The sequence below is a fragment of the Streptomyces sp. NPDC006544 genome (assembly GCF_040611715.1).
Classification (GTDB): Bacteria; Actinomycetota; Actinomycetes; order Streptomycetales; family Streptomycetaceae; genus Streptomyces.
Genome location: NZ_JBEXOV010000002.1, coordinates 68,594 through 88,078 on the forward strand (window position 1 = coordinate 68,594; position 19,485 = coordinate 88,078).

At 72.7% G+C, this 19,485-nt stretch carries 18 protein-coding genes; 14 read left to right on the forward strand and 4 right to left on the reverse strand.

From position 1 onward, the window contains the following. Nucleotides 1-167 precede the first annotated feature (167 nt). Together ABZY44_RS01325 and ABZY44_RS01330 are read right to left on the reverse strand one after the other, a co-directional pair. Nucleotides 168-1,469, reverse strand: a complete 1,302-nt coding sequence (locus ABZY44_RS01325) for a sensor domain-containing protein (RefSeq protein ID WP_356649495.1) — start codon at nucleotides 1,467-1,469, stop codon at nucleotides 168-170. Nucleotides 1,470-1,602: 133 nt separating this feature from the next. After that, nucleotides 1,603-2,784, reverse strand: a complete 1,182-nt coding sequence (locus ABZY44_RS01330) for a sensor domain-containing protein (RefSeq protein WP_356649496.1) — start codon at nucleotides 2,782-2,784, stop codon at nucleotides 1,603-1,605. A 156-nt stretch (nucleotides 2,785-2,940) separates the two neighbouring features. Between ABZY44_RS01330 and ABZY44_RS01335 the strand changes: the two genes are divergently transcribed. The 13 genes from ABZY44_RS01335 (at nucleotide 2,941) to ABZY44_RS01395 (ending at nucleotide 15,706) form a co-directional block, all read left to right on the forward strand. Continuing rightward, on the forward strand, nucleotides 2,941-3,348 hold the full coding sequence (locus ABZY44_RS01335; protein WP_356649497.1) for an NADH-quinone oxidoreductase subunit A: 408 nt from the start codon (nucleotides 2,941-2,943) through the stop codon (nucleotides 3,346-3,348). Further along, nucleotides 3,339-3,923, forward strand: coding sequence for an NADH-quinone oxidoreductase subunit B family protein (locus ABZY44_RS01340; protein ID WP_356649498.1), 585 nt, complete (start codon nucleotides 3,339-3,341; stop codon nucleotides 3,921-3,923). Before ABZY44_RS01335 ends, ABZY44_RS01340 begins: the two co-directional genes overlap by 10 nt. Further along, a complete protein-coding gene (locus ABZY44_RS01345; RefSeq protein WP_356649499.1) occupies nucleotides 3,920-5,230 on the forward strand; it encodes an NADH-quinone oxidoreductase subunit C in 1,311 nt (436 codons plus the stop codon). The genes ABZY44_RS01340 and ABZY44_RS01345 overlap by 4 nt, the downstream gene beginning before the upstream one ends. Next, entirely contained in the window at nucleotides 5,227-6,195 is a 969-nt protein-coding gene (locus ABZY44_RS01350) for a complex I subunit 1 family protein (RefSeq protein ID WP_356649500.1), read from the forward strand. Before ABZY44_RS01345 ends, ABZY44_RS01350 begins: the two co-directional genes overlap by 4 nt. Continuing rightward, nucleotides 6,196-6,786 carry an NADH-quinone oxidoreductase subunit I gene (locus ABZY44_RS01355; RefSeq protein WP_356649501.1) on the forward strand — a complete coding sequence of 197 codons (591 nt, stop codon included), beginning with the start codon at nucleotides 6,196-6,198 and terminating at the stop codon, nucleotides 6,784-6,786. Continuing rightward, nucleotides 6,786-7,490, forward strand: coding sequence for an NADH-quinone oxidoreductase subunit J (locus ABZY44_RS01360; protein WP_356649589.1), 705 nt, complete (start codon nucleotides 6,786-6,788; stop codon nucleotides 7,488-7,490). Before ABZY44_RS01355 ends, ABZY44_RS01360 begins: the two co-directional genes overlap by 1 nt. After that, nucleotides 7,490-7,840, forward strand: a complete 351-nt coding sequence (nuoK, locus tag ABZY44_RS01365; protein ID WP_356649502.1) for an NADH-quinone oxidoreductase subunit NuoK — start codon at nucleotides 7,490-7,492, stop codon at nucleotides 7,838-7,840. The genes ABZY44_RS01360 and nuoK overlap by 1 nt, the downstream gene beginning before the upstream one ends. Further along, complete coding sequence (locus ABZY44_RS01370) at nucleotides 7,837-9,852, forward strand: NADH-quinone oxidoreductase subunit L (RefSeq protein WP_356649503.1); 2,016 nt, start codon at nucleotides 7,837-7,839, stop codon at nucleotides 9,850-9,852. Before nuoK ends, ABZY44_RS01370 begins: the two co-directional genes overlap by 4 nt. Before the next feature lie 38 nt (nucleotides 9,853-9,890). Beyond that, nucleotides 9,891-11,459, forward strand: a complete 1,569-nt coding sequence (locus ABZY44_RS01375) for an NADH-quinone oxidoreductase subunit M (RefSeq protein ID WP_356649590.1) — start codon at nucleotides 9,891-9,893, stop codon at nucleotides 11,457-11,459. Continuing rightward, a complete protein-coding gene (locus ABZY44_RS01380) occupies nucleotides 11,456-13,030 on the forward strand; it encodes an NADH-quinone oxidoreductase subunit N (RefSeq protein ID WP_356649504.1) in 1,575 nt (524 codons plus the stop codon). Before ABZY44_RS01375 ends, ABZY44_RS01380 begins: the two co-directional genes overlap by 4 nt. A gap of 291 nt (nucleotides 13,031-13,321) precedes the next feature. After that, a complete protein-coding gene (gene htpX / locus ABZY44_RS01385; RefSeq protein ID WP_356649505.1) occupies nucleotides 13,322-14,185 on the forward strand; it encodes a zinc metalloprotease HtpX in 864 nt (287 codons plus the stop codon). Next, on the forward strand, nucleotides 14,182-14,574 hold the full coding sequence (locus ABZY44_RS01390) for a YccF domain-containing protein (protein ID WP_356649506.1): 393 nt from the start codon (nucleotides 14,182-14,184) through the stop codon (nucleotides 14,572-14,574). Before htpX ends, ABZY44_RS01390 begins: the two co-directional genes overlap by 4 nt. 91 nt (nucleotides 14,575-14,665) lie before the next feature. Then, entirely contained in the window at nucleotides 14,666-15,706 is a 1,041-nt protein-coding gene (locus ABZY44_RS01395) for a glycosyltransferase family 2 protein (RefSeq protein WP_356649507.1), read from the forward strand. 132 nt (nucleotides 15,707-15,838) lie between these two features. Here ABZY44_RS01395 and ABZY44_RS01400 read toward each other — a convergent pair whose 3' ends face one another. Beyond that, nucleotides 15,839-17,092, reverse strand: a complete 1,254-nt coding sequence (locus ABZY44_RS01400; RefSeq protein ID WP_356649591.1) for an APC family permease — start codon at nucleotides 17,090-17,092, stop codon at nucleotides 15,839-15,841. Nucleotides 17,093-17,960: 868 nt separating this feature from the next. Here ABZY44_RS01400 and ABZY44_RS01405 point away from each other — a divergent pair. Continuing rightward, the gene (locus ABZY44_RS01405; protein WP_356649508.1) at nucleotides 17,961-18,725 is read left to right on the forward strand and encodes a DUF6585 family protein; all 765 of its coding nucleotides are present in this window, start codon (nucleotides 17,961-17,963) and stop codon (nucleotides 18,723-18,725) included. A gap of 112 nt (nucleotides 18,726-18,837) precedes the next feature. Here ABZY44_RS01405 and ABZY44_RS01410 read toward each other — a convergent pair whose 3' ends face one another. Continuing rightward, on the reverse strand, nucleotides 18,838-19,326 hold the full coding sequence (locus tag ABZY44_RS01410) for a YajQ family cyclic di-GMP-binding protein (protein WP_356649509.1): 489 nt from the start codon (nucleotides 19,324-19,326) through the stop codon (nucleotides 18,838-18,840). Nucleotides 19,327-19,485 lie beyond the last annotated feature (159 nt).

Here is a 19,485-nt window from a genome sequence, read left to right on the forward strand (position 1 = left end):
GCGGGCGCGGCCCCGGGAGGCGCGGAGGCGGGCGCGGACGCCGGACGAAGAGGCGCGGGCGCCGGACGAAAAGGCGCGGGCGCCGGACGAAAAGGCGCGGGCGCCGGACGAAAAGGCGCGGGCGCCGCCCGGGGAGGCGCGGAGGCGGGCGCCGGCAACCGGAGGCCTCAGGCCGTCCGCCACGGCAGCTCGGCGGTCACGGTGGTCCCCTCCCCGACGGCGGAGTCCACGACCAGCACCCCGTCCACGGCGTCGAGCCGCTCGGCCAGCCCGGCCAGCCCCGACCCGGCCGCCGCCCCGGTGGAGGCCCCGCCCCGGCCGTCGTCCGAGACCTGGATCAGCAGCCGGTCGCCGGACTTCCACACGTCCACGGCGGCCGTACGGGCCCGCGCGTGCTTGCTGATGTTCTGCAGCAGCTCCGAGACCGTGAAGTACGCGATCCCCTCGATCGCCGCCGCGGGCCGCGCGGGCAGATCCACCGCCACCCGCACCGGCACGGCGCACCGCGAGGCCACCGAGGACAGGGCGGCGTCCAGCCCCCGGTCGGTCAGTACCGCCGGGTGGATCCCGCGGGCCAGGTCGCGCAGCTCCTGCAGGGCGATCTTCACCTCGCCGTGCGCCTCGTCCACCATCCGGGCCGCCGCCCGCGGGTCCTCGGTCAGCTTCTCCTTCGCGAGCCCCAGGTCCATGGCCAGGGCCACCAGCCGGGCCTGGGCCCCGTCGTGCAGGTCCCGCTCGATGCGCCGCAGGTCGGCGGCGGCCGTGTCGACCACGACCCCCCGGTCCGACTCCAGCTCGCTGACCCGGTGCGCGAGCCGGGAGGGTCCGAGCAGCCCGGAGATCAGCACGCGGTCGACGGTGGTCAGGGCGCGGAAGAGCCACGGAGTGGTGAGGGTGAGGGCGAGCCCCACGACGGACGTCGTCGCGATCGCCAGGGGCGAGTCCAGGTAGAACGTGTAGTTCTCCCCGTTCTGGAAGAGCTGGAGGCCGGGCTGGTCCGTGTAGGCCGGGAACACCCAGAACCACAGCGGGTACAGCAGCATCGACCAGCCGCAGGACCAGAAGACGAGGGCGACGCAGGCGCTGAACACCGCCCACGGGAAGTGCACCACCGAGTAGAGCGCGTGGCGCCAGGCGCTGCCGCTCTTCAGCACCGCCCCCATGGCGGGAAGGATCCCGGGCTTCTTCGCCCCGATCGGACCGGGCTCGGCGATGTCGTGGCGCAGCATCCCGCGGACCCGGGCGCGCTCCAGGCGCCCGAAGCCCCGGCACATCGCGAGCACTCCGGCGAGGACCGGGACGCCGAGGAAGGTGATGAGCAGTCCGGCGCCCAGGCTGACGCCGGTGACGGCGAGCGAGAAGTAGAGGGTGCTGAGCGGGAGGCCGAGCAGCAGGAACCCGAATTCCCGCCACGTGCGCCCCTCGACGGGCGCACGCAGCGCCCTGCCGATCCCGCTGCCGCTCCGCATGCTGCTCTCCATCATCCCGACCCGCCCTTCGTCCACGTTGTCCCCCCACCCTCCCGCCGCGCCCCCCTGCGGAACCATCCGGCGCGTCGGCCTCTGCCGCGGGGGGTTATCCCCCGTACGAGGCCGGCCGGGGCTACGAAGCCCCGCGTCCCCGCCACGGCAGCTCGGCCGTCACCGTGGTCCCGGCCCCGGCGGGGGAGTCCACCACCAGCACGCCGTCCACCGCTCCGAGCCGCTCCCCGAGTCCCGCCAGCCCCGACCCGGCCCGGGCGTCCGCTCCGCCGCGCCCGTCGTCCGACACCCGTATCAGCAGCCGCCTGTCCGACCGCCACACCTCGACCGACGCCCCCCGTGCCTGCGCGCCCGCGTGCTTGCTCACGTTCTGCAGGAGCTCCGACACCACGAAGTACGCGATGCCCTCGATCGCCTCCGCCGGCCGCGCCGGCAGGTCCACCGACACCTTCACGGGAACCAGGCACCGCGAGGCCACCGACGACAGCGCGGCGTCCAGCCCCCGGTCGGTGAGCACCGCCGGGTGGATGCCCCGCGCCAGGTCCCGCAGTTCCTGGAGCGCCAGCTTCACCTCGCCGTGCGCCTCGTCGACCATCGACGCCGCCCCCTCGGGGTCCTCCAGCAGCTTCTCCTTCGCCAGGCCCAGCCCCATGGCCAGCGCCACCAGCCGCGCCTGCGCCCCGTCGTGCAGGTCCCGCTCGATCCGCCGCAGGTCCGCCGCCGCGGTGTCGACTACCACCCCCCGGTCGGACTCCAGCTCCGCGATCCGCCGCTCCAGCTCGTCGGACGGGGACAGCAGGCCCCGTGCCATCGCCCGGTCCACGTTCGCGAGGCCGCGCGCCACCCACGGCAGCACCGGCCACAGCACGAACAGACCGGTCAGTGCCACTCCGAAGGTGAGCACCGCCCACGGGAGCCGCACCAGCTCGAACAGCACGGCCCGCCACGCCACCGGGTCCTTGAGGCTCGCCCACAGCCAGGGGAAGAACCCGCCGGCCCGTCGCGGCCCCGGCATCGGGGTCGGCTCGTCGACCCGTACGCCCAGCAGCAGGCGCGCCCGCGCCCGTTCCAGCCGTCCCAGCTGGCGGGACAGGAACAGGCCGCCCGCGAACAGCGGGAGCCCGATCGCGGTCACCGACAGGCCGCCCGCCATCGACACCATGGCGGCCGTATAAACGAATCCGATGAGGGAAAGGGGGAGATTAGAGAGCAAATAGGCGATTTCCTTCCACGTCACGGTATCGAATGCAGCGCGTACGGGAGGGGGAGTGCCGTCGTCGGGGAGGTGATCGCTCGCGGTCATGCGCCCCACCCTGTCAAGCGCGGGCGACCGGTGCCATGGTGCGGTCAGGCCGAGGTAAACGGGGGATAACCCCACCCCGCCGGGACCAGGCCCTAGACTCCCGTCCGTACCAGATCACCCTGATCATCGACATTGGCCGAGGAACGAGGAACGGACGTGCCCGAACCAACGGTATCGACCGTGTCCGTGCTCGCCGCGGACTACTTCCGGACGTATTCGGTCGTCGGCCTCCTGGCCGTGCTCGGTGTGCTGTTCGTGGCGGTGGCGTTCGGCGCCGGCCGCCTGCTGCGCCCCGTCGTCCCCACCCGCGAGAAGCTGCTGACGTACGAGTGCGGTGTGGACCCGGTCGGCGAGGGCTGGGCGCACACCCAGGTCCGCTACTACGTCTACGCCTTCCTCTACGTCATCTTCGCCGTCGACTCGATCTTCCTCTTCCCGTGGGCGACGGTCTTCGCCGCCGCCGGTTACGGCGCCACGACGCTGGTGGAGATGTTCATCTTCCTCGGCTTCCTGGCCGTCGGGCTGCTCTACGCGTACAAGAAGGGCGTCCTCGAATGGACGTGACACCGGAGCCGCAGCTCCTTCCGGAACCGAAGAAGCTGGGAGTCCTCTCCCGCCTCGCGCCCGAGCCCATGAAGGTGGTCCTCAACTGGGGCCGCCGCTACAGCCTGTGGGTCTTCAACTTCGGTCTCGCCTGCTGCGCGATCGAGTTCATCGCCGCCTCGATGGCCCGGCACGACTTCATCCGGCTCGGCGTCATCCCCTTCGCGCCCGGCCCGCGCCAGGCGGACCTCATGATCGTCTCGGGCACCGTGACGGACAAGATGGCCCCGGCCGTCAAGCGGCTGTACGAGCAGATGCCCGAGCCGAAGTACGTCATCTCCTTCGGCGCCTGCTCCAACTGCGGCGGCCCGTACTGGGACTCGTACGCGGTGACCAAGGGCGTCGACCAGATCATCCCCGTCGACGTCTACGTCCCCGGCTGCCCGCCCCGACCCGAGGCGCTCCTGCAGGGCATCCTCAAGCTCCAGGAGAAGATCGCCCGCGAGTCGCTGGCCGAGCGGTACGCGACCCCGTCGGTCTCCCAGCTCACCAGCGGCCTGGTCGCCGCCCCGCCGGCCCCCGGGACGGACGCGTGAACCTCTACGACTCCCTCCCGGACGCGGCGGGCACGATCTTCGGCGAGGAGGCCGTGGCCTCCTTCGCCTACTCGCTGCTCACCGTCGACGTGCCCACGGCCAGCTGGATCCCCGCGCTCGAGATCGCCCGGGACAAGCTGGGCTGCACCTACTTCGACTGGCTGAGCGCGGTGGACGAGCCGGGCACCGGCTTCCGGGTCTGCGCCCACGTGGTGTCCCTGGAGAACCACCGCGTACGCCGCCTCCTGCTGCGGACCACCGTCCCGCACACGGCTCCCTCCCTGCCCTCGGCGGTCTCGGTCTACGCCGGGACGCAATGGCACGAGCGCGAGACCTTCGAGATGTTCGGCATCGTCTTCACGGACCACCCGAACCTGGTCCCGCTGCTCCTCCCGGAGAACTTCGAGGGCCACCCGCTGCGCAAGGACTTCGTCCTCGCGGCGCGCGTGGCCAAGGCCTGGCCGGGCGCGAAGGAACCGGGCGAGGCCCATGACCCGGACGCGCCCAAGCGCCGCCAGATGCTCCCGCCGGGCGTCCCCGACCCCAACGACTGGGGCCCGATGAAGGGCCAGCTCCCGCCGGCCCCCGCCCGTCCCGCCCGCACCCCGCGCGCGGGTGCCGGCGCCGCGGGCGCCGCGGCCGGGGAGCGCCCGGTCCGGCGCACGCGTCCGGCCGGCGCGGGCCCGGCGGCGGAGCCGACGGGCGCCGCAGACACCCCGGACACCCCGGACACCCCGGACACCCCGGCGCGGCCGCCGCGCCGCAGCCGCTCGGTGTCCGAGGGCTCGGCCAGCCAGGCCGCCGCTGCGCCGGCCCCTGCAACCTCCCCCGCTCCGGCTCCGGCCGCCGCTCCGGCAGCTTCTCCGGCTCCGGCAGCTTCCCCTGCTCCTGCTCCGGCTTCCGCTCCGGCGGACGGCGAAGCCGCGGCGCGACCGCCGCGCCGTACGCGCTCGGCGTCGGACGGCTCAGCGAGCCAGGCCACCGAGCCCGCCCCGGACGCCCCCGAGCGACCGGGCCCCCGGAGCACGGACGCCCCGTGGCACGACCCGAGGCCCGCCTTCGCCGAGCCCCCGCCGGAACCGGCGAAGCCGGCCGAGTCGGGCGAGCCGGCCGAGACGGGCGAGTCGGGCGAGTCGGGCGAGTCGGGCGAGTCTGCGAAGCCCGCCGCACCGGCGAAGCCCGCCGCACCGGCGAAGCCCGCCGCACTGGCGAAGCCCGGCACGTCGGCGGATCCGGCCGCGCCGGCGGCACCGGCAGAGCCTGCCCAGACCACCGACCCCACCACCGACAACGGAGGCACCGCGTGAACGACGTCCTCGACGTCGCCCTGCGGCTGATCGTCGTCTTCGCCGTCTTCCTCGTGCTCCCGCTCGTCATCGGGCAGACCGAGCACAAGGTGATGGCCCACATGCAGGGCCGGCTCGGCCCCATGTACGCCGGTGGCTTCCACGGCTGGGCGCAGCTCGTCGCCGACGGAGTGAAGTTCGCGCAGAAGGAGGACATCGTCCCGGCCGACGCCGACCGACGCGTCTTCCAGCTGGCCCCGGCCGTCGCCCTCCTCCCGTACCTCCTCGTCCTCCTCGCCATCCCGATCGGCCCCGGCGAGGGCGCCGTCGGCCAGGTCATCGACGCGGGGCTCTTTTTCGCGCTCGCCGTGATGGGCATCGGAGTGCTCGGCTCGCTCATGGCCGGCTGGGCCTCCGCGAACAAGTTCTCCCTCCTCGGAGGCCTCCGTACCGCCGCGCAGCTGCTCGCCTACGAGCTGCCCATGCTGCTCGCCGCGGCCTCGGTCGCCATGGCCGCCGGTACGGTCTCGCTCCCCGGCATCGTCGACGCCTTCGAGTGGTGGTGGCTGCCCTGGCAGATCGTCGGCGGGCTGGTCTTCTTCACCGCCGGCCTCGCAGAACTCCAGCGGCCCCCCTTCGACATGCCCGTCGCCGACTCCGAGATCATCTTCGGCGCGTACACCGAGTACACCGGCCTGCGCTTCGCGCTGTTCCTGCTCGCCGAGTACGCCGGCATCGTCGTCCTCTCCGCCCTCACCACCGTCCTGTTCCTCGGCGGCTGGCACGGCCCCTTCGGCGCCGACGGCGCCGGGTGGGTGTGGACCCTCATCAAGATCGCCGCGCTGTCCTTCGTGGTGATCTGGCTCCGCGTGAGCTACCCCCGGCTCCGCGAGGACCAGTTGCAGAAGCTCGCCTGGACCGTACTCATCCCGCTCGCGCTCGCCCAGATCGCGCTCACCGGCATCGTGAAGGTGGCGATCCAGTAAATGCCTCCCATCCCCGGCTCGGGCCTCGCCAAGGGCCTGGCCGTCACGCTGCGCACGATGACGAAGCGCTCGCACACCGCCCAGTACCCCGACGTGCAGCCCGAACTCCCGCCGCGCTCGCGCGGAGTCATCGGCCTGTTCGAGGAGAACTGCACGGTCTGCATGCTGTGCGCGCGCGAGTGCCCCGACTGGTGCATCTACATCGACTCCCACAAGGAGACGATTCCAGCCAGCGCCCCCGGTGGGCGCGAGCGCAGCCGCAACGTCCTCGACCGCTTCGCCATCGACTTCTCCCTCTGCATGTACTGCGGCATCTGCATCGAGGTGTGTCCCTTCGACGCGCTCTTCTGGTCGCCGGAGTTCGAGTACGCGGAGACGGACATCCACGAGCTCACCCACGAGCGCGACAAGCTGCGCGAGTGGATGTGGACCGTCCCGGCCCCGCCCGCCCTGGACCCGGCGGCCGAGGAACCCAAGGAACTCGCCTCCGCCCGCAAGGCCGTGGAGAAGGCCGAGGCGGCCGCCGCCGCTGCCGAGGCCGCCGCCTCCGCGGCCTCCGCGACCCCCGACACCCCGGAAGGAGACGCGTGATCACCGCAGCCGCCCAAGGCAACGGCTTCCTCTCCCCGACCGGCGTCGAGATCACCTTCGTCCTCGTCGGCCTCGCCACGCTCGGCGCGGCGGCCGTCACCGTCACCACCAAGCAGCTCGTGCACGCCGCCCTGTGGCTGGTCGTCGCGCTCGGCGGGGTCGCCGTCGAGTACCTGCTGCTGACCGCCGAGTTCATCGCCTGGGTCCAGGTGCTGATCTACCTCGGCTCCGTGGTCGTCCTCCTCCTCTTCGGACTGATGCTCACCAAGGCGCCCATCGGCCGCTCGCCGGACGCCGACTCCGGCAACCGCCCGGTCGCCCTCGGCGTCGCCGCGGTCGCGGCCGTCGCGCTCGTCTGGGTGGTCGTCGACGCCTTCCGCGCCACCTGGATCGACCTCGACGGCCCCGTCCAGGGCTCCACCCAGGTCACCGGAGAGATCCTCTTCCGGCACTGGGTCCTGCCGTTCGAGGCGCTCTCCGTCCTCCTCCTCGCGGCCCTGATCGGCGCCGTCGTGCTCTCCCGCAAGACCGCCGACGGCGACGGCGACGCCGGGACCGGCGGGAAGACGGCCACGCCGGCCACGCCGGCCACGCCGGCCACGCCGGCCACGCCGGCCACGCCGGCCACGCCGGCCACGCCGGCCACGCCGGCCACGCCGGCCGCTCCGGCCACGACCACCGCGGACAAGAAGGGGCAGCGCTGATGCACCTCGCCTACCCGGCCGTGCTCGCGGCCCTCCTCTTCTGCACGGGCCTGTACGGAGTACTCGCCCGCCGCAACGCCATCCTGGTCCTGATGTCCGTCGAGCTGATGCTCAACGCCGTCAACCTCAACCTGGTGGCCTTCGACGTCTGGTTGCGCGACACCCTGCACGCAGGCCAGGCCCTCACCCTCTTCACCATCGCCATCGCCGCGGCGGAGATCGGCATCGGCCTCGCGATCGTGCTCGTGGTGTACCGCAACCGGGGCACCGCGGACGTCGACCGACTGCGCGACACCGCCGAGGGTCACGAGCCGGACAGCGTGAACAGCGCGACTGGAGCCGCCGCGTGAGCACCCCGACCCTCGCCGTACTCGTCCCCCTCCTGCCGTTCCTCGGCGCGCTCGCGGGACTGCTGCTCGGCCGCACCGCCCCCGGCTTCGTCAGGCCCCTCGCGATCCTGCCGACCGTCGGATCCGCCGTACTGGCCGTGCTCGTCGCCGTCCGCCAGGGCGGCGGCCCGGCGATCGAGACGGCGACCGAGCTGACCCCGACCGGCTCGGTGCCCATCGACCTCTCGCTCTACCTGGACGGCTTCGCCGTGCTGGTGGCCGTCCTGGTCGGCGTCGTCGCCACCTGCGTACAGATCTACTCGACGGCGTACCTGCGCGAGGACCCGCGCTATCCGTCCTACGCCGCCCTGGTCTCCCTGTTCACCTCCGCCATGCTGCTCGTCGTCTACTCCGGCGACCTGATGGTGCTGCTGGTCGGCTGGGAGATCATGGGCATCTGCTCGTACTTCCTGGTCGGCCACTACTGGGAGACCGAGGCGGCCCGCTCCGCGTCCCTCAAGGCCTTCCTCGTCACCAAGCTCGGCGACGTCCCCTTCCTCATCGGCCTGTTCGCCCTCGCGACCGACGCCGATTCCTTCCAGATCACGAAGATCCTCGGGACCGTCGCCGCCGGCGGACTCGACCACCCGACGCTCATCGCGCTGCTCCTGCTGGCCGGAGTCGCGGGCAAGTCCGCGCAGTTCCCGCTCCACACCTGGCTTCCGGACGCCATGGCCGGCCCCACCCCGGTCTCCGCTCTGATCCACGCCGCGACGATGGTCGCCGCCGGCGTCTACTTCGTGGCCCGCCTCCTGCCCGTCTTCGCGGCCTCCCGGGCCGCGCTGGTGGTCATGGCCGTCATGGCGGCCGTCACGATGATCGGCTCGGCCCTGGCCGCCCTGGCCCAGGACGACATCAAGCGGGTGCTGGCCTACTCCACGATCGGCCAGCTCGGCTACATGATCGGGGCCCTGGCCGTCGGCGACCGCGAGGCCGCCGTCTTCCACCTCCTGTCCCACGGCGCCTTCAAGGCCCTCCTGTTCCTCGGAGCCGGCGTGATCATCCACGCCGCCGGTACGAACTCCCTGGCCGCCATGTCCCGTATGGACGGCCTGACCCAGCGCATCCCCGACGCCTTCTGGACGATGACGATCGCGCTGCTCGCACTCGCCGCGATCCCGCCCTTCGCCGGCTTCTTCTCCAAGGAAGCCGTCCTCGTCGCCGCCGAGCACACCGCGACCGGCCACTCCGAGGCCGCGCCGGGCGCGGCAGGCTGGGTGGTCCTCGTCGCCGGCGTGCTGACCGCCCTGCTGACCGCCGCCTACGCCACCCGGCTGTGGCTGATGGCCTTCCGCGGCCGGGGCGCGGCCGCCCCCGACCACGGCAAGGAGCCCCTCGCCATGACCGGCGTGCTGTGGCTGCTGGCGATCCCGACCATCGGCTTCGGCCTGCTGGTCGGCCCGCTCGCCGACTTCTTCGACGGCCGCGAGCTCACCCCGTCGCTGACGACCTCGGTCCTCGGCACCGGCGCGGCCGTCGTCGGCGCGGTCCTCACCTACGCCCTGTGGCAGCGCGCCGAGGCCAAGGCCGCCCTGGCCCCGGCCGGAGCCGCCGGCGCCCCGCACGCGGTGCCCGCGTCCGTCGTCGCCGCCGCATCCGCCGCCGAGAGCCCCGAGGTCGACGAGGTCACCCACGACCACCCCGTCGTCCCGGCCCGCCCCGCCGCCGACCCCGGCCGCGCCCTGCTCGGCCCGCTGCACCGCCACGCCGCCGTCGGCTTCCACCTCGACGCCGTCTACGACCGGGCCTTCGTACGCCCCGTGCGGGCCGCCGCGGCCCTCGTACGCTTCCTCGACCGCGAGGTGGTGGACACCTACGTCCGTGGCGCGGGCCTCGGCCCCCGGCTGCTCGGCGGCCTCGTCCGCCGGTCCCAGACCGGCAACGTGCAGAGCTACCTGAGCGCCCTGCTCGCCGGTGCCGTGGTCCTGGCGATCGCCACCGCCGTCCTCGCCAACGTCAACGCCGGATCGTGAGCCGTGAGTCAGCCGTGATTGATATCAGCCCGTCCGTGATGCAGTTCCTCCTGGCGTTCGTCGTGGCCGGACCGCTCGTCGGCGCCGTCGCGTCCCTCCTGCCGGCCCCGCCCGGACTGAAGGGCAAGAGCCCCGAACAGGCCGTGCTGCGCCACGGCGTGACCGTGACCGGCGTCATCCTCGCCGCGGCGATCGCCCTCGCCACGGGCTTCGACCACGACGCCCCGTCCCGCTTCCAGGCGACGACGGACATCAGCTGGATCCAGGCGCTGAACGTCCGCATCCACCTCGGCATCGACGGCATCTCGCTCCCCCTCCTCCTGATGACCGCGCTGCTGTTCTTCCTCTGCGCGCTCTACAGCTACTTCAAGTTCCCCGCGGGCCCCTCCGCGAAGGGCTTCGTCGCCCTGCTGCTGGTCCTGGAGTCCGGCACCCTCGCCACCTTCGCCGTCCTCGACCTGCTGCTCTTCTTCCTCGCCTTCGAGATGGTCCTCATCCCGATGTACTTCCTCATCGCCCGATGGGGCGGTGCTCAGCGGCAGGCCGCCGCCTGGAAGTTCATCCTCTACACGCTCCTCGGATCCGTCGTCATGCTGCTCGGTCTGCTGCTGATCGGACTGAAGAGCGGCACTTTCGACATGGTGGCACTCGCCTCTGACAACGGCCGCGGACTGTCCCGCACCACCCAGGTCCTGGCCGTCCTCGCCATCGGCACCGGCCTCGCCGTGAAGACCCCGATGTGGCCGCTGCACAGCTGGCTGCCGGACGCCCACACGGCCGCCCCCACCGTCGGATCCGTCCTCCTCGCGGGCGTCCTGCTGAAGATGGGCACCTACGGGTTCGTCCGCATCCTGCTGCCCGCCACCCCCGAGGGCATGGCCACCTTCGCCCCGTACCTGGGCGCCTTCGCCGCCATCGGCATCGTCTACGGGTCCCTGGCCTGCCTGGCGCTCGCCCGCAAGGGCAGCAAGGGCGACCTCAAGCGCCTCATCGCCTACTCCTCCGTCGGCCACATGGGCTTCGTCCTGCTCGGCATCGCGTCCATGACCCCGACCGGAGTCAACGGCGCGCTCTTCGCCAACATCGCCCACGGCCTGATCACCGGCCTCCTCTTCTTCCTGGTCGGCGCGCTGAAGGACCGCTACGACACCGCCGACCTCGACACCCTCGCCGGAGCCACCGGCGCCGCCCTCTACGGCCGCGCCCCCCGCTTCGGCGCGTTCCTCGCCTTCGCCGCCGTCGCCTCCCTCGGCCTGCCCGGCCTGGCCGGATTCTGGGGCGAGATGCTGGCCCTGTTCGGCGCGTTCGCCCCCGCCGAAGGCCTGTCCCGGCCCGCGTTCCTCACCTACATGGCCGTCGGCGCGCTCGGCACCCTGCTCACCGCCGCCTATCTTCTGATCGTCGTACGGCGCGTGTGCATGGGCGACCCGAAGGCCGTGCGCTCCGAAGGCGCCGCCCCGGCGGCCCTCGCGGACATCCAGCACTACGAGTTCGCCGCCTGGACCCCGCTCGTCGCCCTCACCGTCCTCGCGGGCCTGTGGCCCGCGGTCCTCCTCGGCCTCACCGACCCGGCCGTCCAGAAGCTCCTCGCGGGAGGCAACTCATGACGGCCCTTCAGCCCCTCGTCATCACGGCCGCCGACGCCCCCACCCTGGTCCAGTCGGTCGACTGGCTCGCCGTCGCACCCGTGGTCACCGCCGCCGCCGTCGGCCTGATCGTGCTCGTCGCCGACCTCTTCGTACCCGAACACCGCAAGCAGCTGCTCGGCTGGGTCTCCGTGGCCGGACTGGCCGCCGCGACCGCACTGTTGTTTCCCCTGCGCGCCGGCGACCGCAGCACCTTCTGCCTCACCGGGCCGGCCGCGGCCGGGTCCGGCGCGTGCAGCTACACCGCCGACCACTTCGCCCTGGTGGTCCAGTTCCTCGTCCTGGCCGGCGCCCTGGTCACCGCCCTGCTGTCGGTCACCACCGTCCGCGAGACGCGCATCCCGGCCGGCGAGTACTGGTTCCTGCTGCTCTCCTCCGCCGCCGGCGCCGCCCTGCTGCCCGCCTCCCGCGACCTCGCCACCCTGATCGTCGCCCTCGAGGTCGCCTCGCTGCCCGCCTTCGCCCTCGTCGGCATGCGCCGCGGCGACCGGCTCTCCTCCGAGGCCGCCCTCAAGTTCTTCCTCTCCTCCGTCACCGCCACCGCCGTGTCGCTGATGGGCGTCAGCTTCGTCTACGCCACCACCGGCTCCCTGTACCTCGTCCAGGTGGCCCAGGGGCTCGAACACGTCCCCGGGCAGCTCGACACCCTCGCCATGGCCGGCGTCGCGCTCACCCTCGTCGGCTTCGCCTTCAAGACGGCCGCCGTCCCCTTCCACTTCTGGGTCCCCGACACCTACGTCGGCGCGCCCCTGCCCGTCGCCGCGTACCTCTCGGTCATCGGCAAGGCCGTCGGCTTCACCGGCCTCATCCTCGTCACCGTGATCGCCTTCCCCGCGTACCGGGAGGTCTGGGGCCCGGCCCTCGCCGTCCTCGCCGCGCTCACCATGACGCTCGGCAACGCCGCCGCGCTGCGCCAGTCCGCCGACCGCCCGAACGGCGCCGTACGGCTGCTCGCCTGGTCCTCGGTCGGCCAGGCCGGCTACCTGCTGGTCCCGATCGCCGCCGCCGCGTACGCCGGCCGCGACCAGATCGGCGCCACCGTCGCCTACGCCCTCATGTACGCGGCCGTGAACCTCGGCGCCTTCTCCGTGGCCGCCCTGGTGGCCCGTACGAAGCCCCTGCACCGGCTCGCCGACTACCGCGGCCTGTACGCCGAGCGCCCGCTCGCGGCCCTCGCGCTGGCGTTCTTCCTGCTCTGCCTGGCCGGCCTGCCGCCGGGCATCATCGGGCTCTTCGCGAAGGTCACCGTCTTCCGCTCGGCGATCGACGCGGGGCTCGGCTGGCTCGCCGTGGTCATGGCCGTCAACGTCGTCGTCGCGCTGTACTACTACCTGCGCTGGACGGCCCTGCTCTTCCGCACCCCGAAGGGGCAGGGCGCGGGCGAGGCGGCCCAGGAGGGCGCCAGGCCCCGTACGGGGACCCCGTGGCCCATCACCGCGGCCATCGCGCTCACCGCCGCCACCGCGCTGGTGCTCTCCTGCGCCCCGCAGCTGGTCCTGCGCTTCGCGACGGGCAGCCTCTTCGCCCTCTGAGCGGACCCGCCCGGCGTGCGCCCGGCGCACGTCCGGCTTACGCCCGGCTCGGGCCGGCCGGGTCCCCGGCCGGGTCCCCGGCCGGGCCCGCCGTCTGCGCTCGTACCCCGCACGGCCCAGCGCCCGGAGCGGACCCGCGGCCCGCTCCGCCGGGGCGCCGGGCGGGGGCGGCGCGGGAACCCGTGGCGCTCACCTCGCGTTGACCAGGAAGGAAGGGTCCACTGGACCGTAGGCCCTGAGATCCACAGATCCTGGACGGGTCCCCCTGCCGCACCATTTGGAGGGCGTACCGTGCACCGCCGGCACAACGGGCTGAAGACCGCCGTACTCCTCGGCGGCCTCTCGGCCCTCATCATCGTCATCGGAAGCTTCTTCGGCCGGGGCGGCCTGATCGTCGCCGTCCTCATCGCCCTGGGGACGAACGCCTACGCGTACTGGAACAGCGACAAGCTGGCTCTCCGCGCGATGCGCGCCCGCCCCGTCAGCGAGTTCGAGGCCCCCGAGCTCTACCGCATGGTGCGCGAGCTCTCGACGTCCGCGCGCCAGCCCATGCCCCGGCTCTACATCTCGCCCACCGAGGCCCCCAACGCCTTCGCCACCGGACGCAACCCGCGCAACGCCGCCGTCTGCTGCACCGAAGGCATCCTGCGCATCCTCGACGAGCGGGAACTGCGCGGGGTCATCGGCCACGAGCTGAGCCACGTCTACAACCGCGACATCCTCATCTCGTCGGTGGCCGGAGCCCTCGCCTCGGTGATCATGTTCCTGGTCAACTTCGCCTGGCTGATCCCGGTCGGCCGCTCCAACGACGACGAGGGCCCCGGGCTCTTCGGCACGCTGCTGATCATGATCCTGGGCCCGCTGGCCGCGTCCGTGATCCAGCTGGCCATCAGCCGCTCGCGCGAGTACGAGGCGGACGCCTCGGGCGCCCAGCTCACCGGCGACCCGCTCGCCCTCGCGAGCGCTCTGCGCAAGCTGGACGCCGGAACCAAGCAGCTGCCCCTGCCGGCCGAGCCCAGGCTGGAGGCGGCGAGCCACATGATGATCGCCAATCCCTTCCGCCCCGGCGAGGGATTGTCCAAAATGTTTGCCACGCACCCTCCGATGGCCGAGCGCATCGCCCGGCTCGAACAGATGGCAGGTCACAGCCGGTGAAGACCATCCTGAACGTCATTTGGCTCGTGCTCAGCGGAATCTGGCTGTTCCTGGGCTACTGCCTGGCCGGCGTGCTCCTCTGCATCACCGTCATCGGGATCCCCTTCGGCGTGGCCGCCTTCCGGATCGCGGTGTACGCCCTGTGGCCGTTCGGCTACACCACCGTGGAGCGCCACGACGCGGGCGCCGCCTCCTGCGTCGGCAACGTGCTGTGGCTGGTCCTGGCGGGCTGGTGGCTGGCCCTCGGCCACATCGTCACCGGCATCGCGCTGTGCGTCACGATCATCGGCATCCCGTTCGGCATCGCGAACTTCAAGATGGTCCCGCTCTCGCTGCTCCCGCTGGGCCGTGAAATCGTTCCCACGGACGCGCCGTTCGCCTCGCGCTGAGCCCGAAACCGGTTCGTCCACTCGTATTAAAGTTCCGGCTTGCGGACGATGACGCGAACGAGCGGCACGCACAACGGGCAAGGAAGAACCGATGTCGACTGAGCCCTCCACGACCCTCTCGGTCGTCGTGCCGATGTACAACGAGGAGGACGCGCTCCCGGCCCTCGTGGCCAGACTGCGCCCCGCGCTCGACGCCATGGCCGTCGCCTACGAGGTCGTCGCCGTCGACGACGGCAGTGAGGACCGCACCGCGGCGCTCCTCACCGAGTTCCAGGTCGAGTGGCCCGAGCTGCGCGTCGTGCGGCTGCGCGGGAACTCGGGCCACCAGGCCGCCCTCACCGCCGGACTGCACAGCGCCCTCGGCGCGTACGTCGCCAGCATCGACGCCGACCTCCAGGACCCCCCGGAGAAGATCCCGGAGATGCTCGACCTGGCCCGCCGGGACCACCTGGACATCGTCTACGGGGTCCGCGGCGACCGGAGCACCGACACCGGGTTCAAGCGGCGCTCGGCCGGCGCGTACTACTGGCTCGTGCGCCGCCTGGTCGGCAAGCAGGTACCCGCGCAGGCGGGCGACTTCCGGCTGCTGAGCCGGGCGGCCGTCGAGGCGGTCAAGGCCATGCCCGACCAGCACCAGGTGTACCGGCTGCTGGTGCCGTGGCTCGGCTTCCCGAGCGGGCAGGTGACCTACCACCGCGAGGAGCGGGTGGCGGGGGAGACCAAGTACCCGCTGAGCAAGATGATCCGCCTCGGCATCGACAGCGTCATCAACTTCTCCGCCGCGCCCCTGCGCCTGGCGACCTGGCTGGGCGTGGCCAGCTTCTTCGGCTGCCTGCTGATGGTGGCCGCCACCCTGGCGATCTACCTGCGCGGCAAGACCGTGCCCGGCTGGACCTCGCTGTTCATCATGATGCTGTTCCTCGGCGGCGTGCAGCTGATCTGCGTCGGCCTGCTCGGCGAGTACATCGGCCGCATCTACACGGCGGTGCAGCGCCGGCCCACCTTCTTCGTCGGCTACGACTCGGCGCGCGGGACGGGGCACGACCCGGCGCACCGGGCGGAGCGGGGGGCGGAGCCGGACGCGCGGCCGGAGGCCGGTGGGGGCCGGGGTCCGGGACGGACAGGCGACTGAAGGCCCAGGTCAGGGCGATTGTCAGTGGGGGGTGTCACTGTTTGTGCATGAGTGGATTCATGGAGTGTTCGAGAGCTGTCGCCGCAAGCGAGACCACCGAACGGCCCCCGCGGCCGGGCCGCCGGTGCGGAGTCATACCCCGGGCGGCCCGGGTGCCCGGGGCGTGAGCCTTCGGCGCACGCCGTAGGCCGCCGCGCCCAGTGCCAGGACGGCCGCTCCGGTGAGCGCCGAAGCGGGGGGCAGCGCACAGGCCAGCACCACACAGCCGGACAGTCCCGCCACTGCCACGGCCCGGTCCTTGACACCTGAATCGAGTGTCCACGCGGAGGCGTTCGCGATCGCGTAGTACACGAGGACGCCGAAGGAGGAGAAACCGATCGCACCCCGCAGATCGGTGGTGGCGGCGAGCACCGCCACGACCGTCCCCACCGCCAGCTCGGCATGGTGCGGTGCCTGGTGCCGGGGGTGTACGGCGGCCAGCGCGCGCGGGAGATGCCCGTCCCGCGCCATCGCCAGGGTGGTCCGCGACACCCCGAGCGCGAGGGCCAGCAGCGAGCCCAGCGCGGCCACGGCCGCACCCGCCCGGACGACGGGAGTCAGCCCGGGCCACCCCGCGGCCCGCACGGCGTCGGCCAGCGGAGCCGCCGACCGGGCCAGCCCGTCGGAGCCGAGCACCGACAGCGCCGCCACCGCCACCGCGGCGTACACGAGCAGGGCGATCCCCAGGGCCAGGGGCACCGCCCGCGGGATCGTGCGCTCCGGATCACGCACCTCCTCGCCCAGTGTGGTGATCCGGGCGTAGCCCGCGAAGGCGAAGAACAGCAGCCCGGCACCCCGCACCAGGCCCGGGGCGCCCCAGTCCCCGCCGCCGAGCCGGCCGGCGTCGGCCGCACCGCCGGCCAGGCACGCCACGACGACCGCGGCCAGCACGGCCAGCACGGCCGCCACGATCACCCGGGAGATCCGGGCGGACTTGCGCACCCCGCCGTAGCTCGCGGCGGTCAGCGCCACCACCGCTGCCACGGCCACCGCGCGCTGGTGGCCGGGCCACACGTAGGCCCCGACCGTGAGGGCCATCGCCGCGCAGGAGGCGGTCTTGCCGACGACGAAGCCCCAGCCGGCCAGATGCCCCCAGAAGGGCCCGAGCCGCTCGCGCCCGTACACGTAGGTGCCGCCCGAGGACGGGTACCGGGCGGCCAGCCGCGCCGAGGAGTGCGCGTTGCAGCAGGCCACCACGGCGGCGAGCGCGAGCGCCGCGAGGAGCGCCCCGCCGGCCGCGCGCGCCGCCGGGGCGAGCGCGGCGAAGATCCCGGCCCCGACCATCGCGCCGAGCCCGACGACGACCGCGTCGCCGACGCCCAGGGTGCGCTTCAACTCCTCGTTCACCGCTGGAGCGTAACCGCGACAGATGACGCCCTCCCGGCCGGGGAGTGGCGTGCGGGAGCGTTCCCGGCCGTCGAGCGCGGTCAGACAGGCGTGGCCGAGGTGGCGCAGCCCGCTCAGGTCGAGGCGCACGGGGCCGCCGCGCGGCAACGCGTCCAGCTCGTCGAGGAGTTCGGGCAGGCGCAGGAAGCTGGCGTTGCCCACGATCCGCACGTGCAGCTCCTGGCCCGCCCACACCTGCTCGAGATGGACGTGGGAGGTCTCCCCGTCGTGCATCCGGTCCACGGCGGCCGCGCTGAACAGGGTCTCGGCGGAGGCGATCAGCGCGAGCGCGATCACGGTCCCGACGGCCCCCACGGACGCCGGCACCCCGAAGTCCTCCCAGCCGGGCGGGGCCACGGCCTGGAGGACCCCGGTCACCCGGACCCGCTCCACCGGCAACCGCAGCAGCACGGCCGCGGCGGTCGCGGCCGCCACCCCGACGAGCGCCCCCGGCACCAGCCGCAGCCGGTCCGGCATCCGGCGCCAGGCCACCAGCACCGCGACGGTCCCCGCCCCGAGGGCCACGGCGGACCAGTCGGCCCGCCCGCCGGCCGGTCCCAGGCATGCGGAAACCCCTCTGTCGCGGCGCCGGTGAACAGGCCTCGGCGTGGCGGGCGCACTCCCGGTCACCCCAGTCCGCATCGGGAGCGCCGCAGGCGCCTACGCCGTTCACGCCGGGTACGTGCCACCCGCGCCCGCCTCGCGCGATCGCGGCCGGGGACGTGGCGGACAGCCCGGCAGTGGCTGGTTTTGATTGGCCGGTTAGGCTCCGCCTGCTCCCATCGCACCCGCTCGCGGAGGACACCGCGGGCGCTATGAAAGAGGCACCATGGCGTCAGCCGCCGCCGCCCCCTCGGTCCATGAGCGGATACCGGACGAGGTCGCCGCGCTCGCCACCGCCCAGGGACTGGGACTCCACCGCGAATCCTTCCTGCCCCAGCGCCTGGGCGCCTGGCGGATGGCCGGACTGTTCCTGTTCGCGGTCCTGGGCCTCGCGTGCTTCGTCCTGCCCGGCCTGATGTTCGTCTGGCTGCTCGCGCAGAGCCCCAACCTCTCCCGCAAGCAGGCGGCGAAGCGCATCCACCTGTTCGAGGAAGGGCTGGTCGTCGCCGACGGCAGCGGTCCGGTCAGCGCGTTCCGCTGGGACTCCATGACGGTGCTCCAGCAGATCACCGAGCGGTACGCCAACGGCGTCTACGTCGGGACCAGCTACCTCTACACGCTGTTCAGGCAGGACGGTTCCACCGTCAAGCTGACCAACTTCTACGCCGACCCGGAACGCTGGGGCGCGGCCATCCAGCACGAGATCACCCGGGCCCAGCTGCCGGGCGTGATCACCGCGCTGGAGAACGGGGCCACCCTCGGCTTCGGGGACATCTCGATGACCCTCGGAGGCATCGCCACCCCCAAGCGAGGCGGGGCGCACTGGGGCGAGATCCAGAAGGTCGAGGTCAAGAACGGGACCGTCTTCGTGGCGAAGGCGGGCAAGCTGCTGGCGTGGTCGAACACCCCGGTCGCGAAGATCCCCAACTTCTTCCTGTTCCTCAGCGTCGTCGACCGGCTCCGCGACGGCCACCGGCCCGCGGGCCGCTGACGGACGGACCGGGGTCCCGGAAAGCGACGGGGGCACGCCGCCGAGGTGTCCCGGCGACGCGCCCCCGTCGGCCCCCGTCGTCCCCCGCGTGCGCGGGGGCCGGAGGCGCTGATCAGCGGTAGTTGACGAACTGGATCGCGAAGTCCAGGTCTTTGCCCTTGAGGAGGGCCTGGATGGCCTGGAGGTCGTCGCGGCTCTTGGAGCTGACGCGCAGCTCTTCGCCCTGGACCTGGGCCTTGACGGCCTTGGGGCCCTCGTCCCGGATGATCTTCGCGACCTTCTTGGCGTTCTCCTGGGAGATGCCTTCCTCGATCGTGGCGAAGATCTTGTACTCCTTGCCGGACAGTTGCGGCTCCCCGGCGTCGAGCGCCTTGAGAGAGATCCCGCGCTTGACCAGCTTGGTCTCGAAGACGTCGAGGACGGCCTTGACGCGCTCCTCGGAGTTCGCCTCCATGAGGATCTTCTCGCCGGACCAGGCGATGGTGGCGCCGGTGCCCTTGAAGTCGTAACGCTGCGAAAGCTCCTTGGCGGCCTGGTTGAGGGCGTTGTCGACCTCCTGCCGCTCGACCTTCGAGACGATGTCGAAACTGGAGTCGGCCATGTGCTGTGGCTCCTTGAAGTCGGCTGTGACGGCCCCTGGGGGCGCGGCCGGACATCCCCGGCCCGCGCCGTAAAGCCTAGCCACCACGCCCACGTGCGGCGCTGATCAATCCCGTGGCGAAGCACCCCCGGCCATCGGGTATTGTTTACGTCGTTGCCA

Coding starts and splice junctions, on each gene's coding strand:
- ABZY44_RS01325 (WP_356649495.1), bottom strand. CDS start 1,469: ATGCGGAGCGGCAGCGGGATCGGCAGGGCGCTGCGTGCGCCCGTCGAG.
- ABZY44_RS01330 (WP_356649496.1), bottom strand. CDS start 2,784: ATGACCGCGAGCGATCACCTCCCCGACGACGGCACTCCCCCTCCCGTA.
- ABZY44_RS01340 (WP_356649498.1), top strand. CDS start 3,339: ATGGACGTGACACCGGAGCCGCAGCTCCTTCCGGAACCGAAGAAGCTG.
- ABZY44_RS01355 (WP_356649501.1), top strand. CDS start 6,196: ATGCCTCCCATCCCCGGCTCGGGCCTCGCCAAGGGCCTGGCCGTCACG.
- nuoK (WP_356649502.1), top strand. CDS start 7,490: ATGCACCTCGCCTACCCGGCCGTGCTCGCGGCCCTCCTCTTCTGCACG.
- ABZY44_RS01375 (WP_356649590.1), top strand. CDS start 9,891: ATGCAGTTCCTCCTGGCGTTCGTCGTGGCCGGACCGCTCGTCGGCGCC.
- ABZY44_RS01380 (WP_356649504.1), top strand. CDS start 11,456: ATGACGGCCCTTCAGCCCCTCGTCATCACGGCCGCCGACGCCCCCACC.
- ABZY44_RS01395 (WP_356649507.1), top strand. CDS start 14,666: ATGTCGACTGAGCCCTCCACGACCCTCTCGGTCGTCGTGCCGATGTAC.
- ABZY44_RS01405 (WP_356649508.1), top strand. CDS start 17,961: ATGGCGTCAGCCGCCGCCGCCCCCTCGGTCCATGAGCGGATACCGGAC.
- ABZY44_RS01410 (WP_356649509.1), bottom strand. CDS start 19,326: ATGGCCGACTCCAGTTTCGACATCGTCTCGAAGGTCGAGCGGCAGGAG.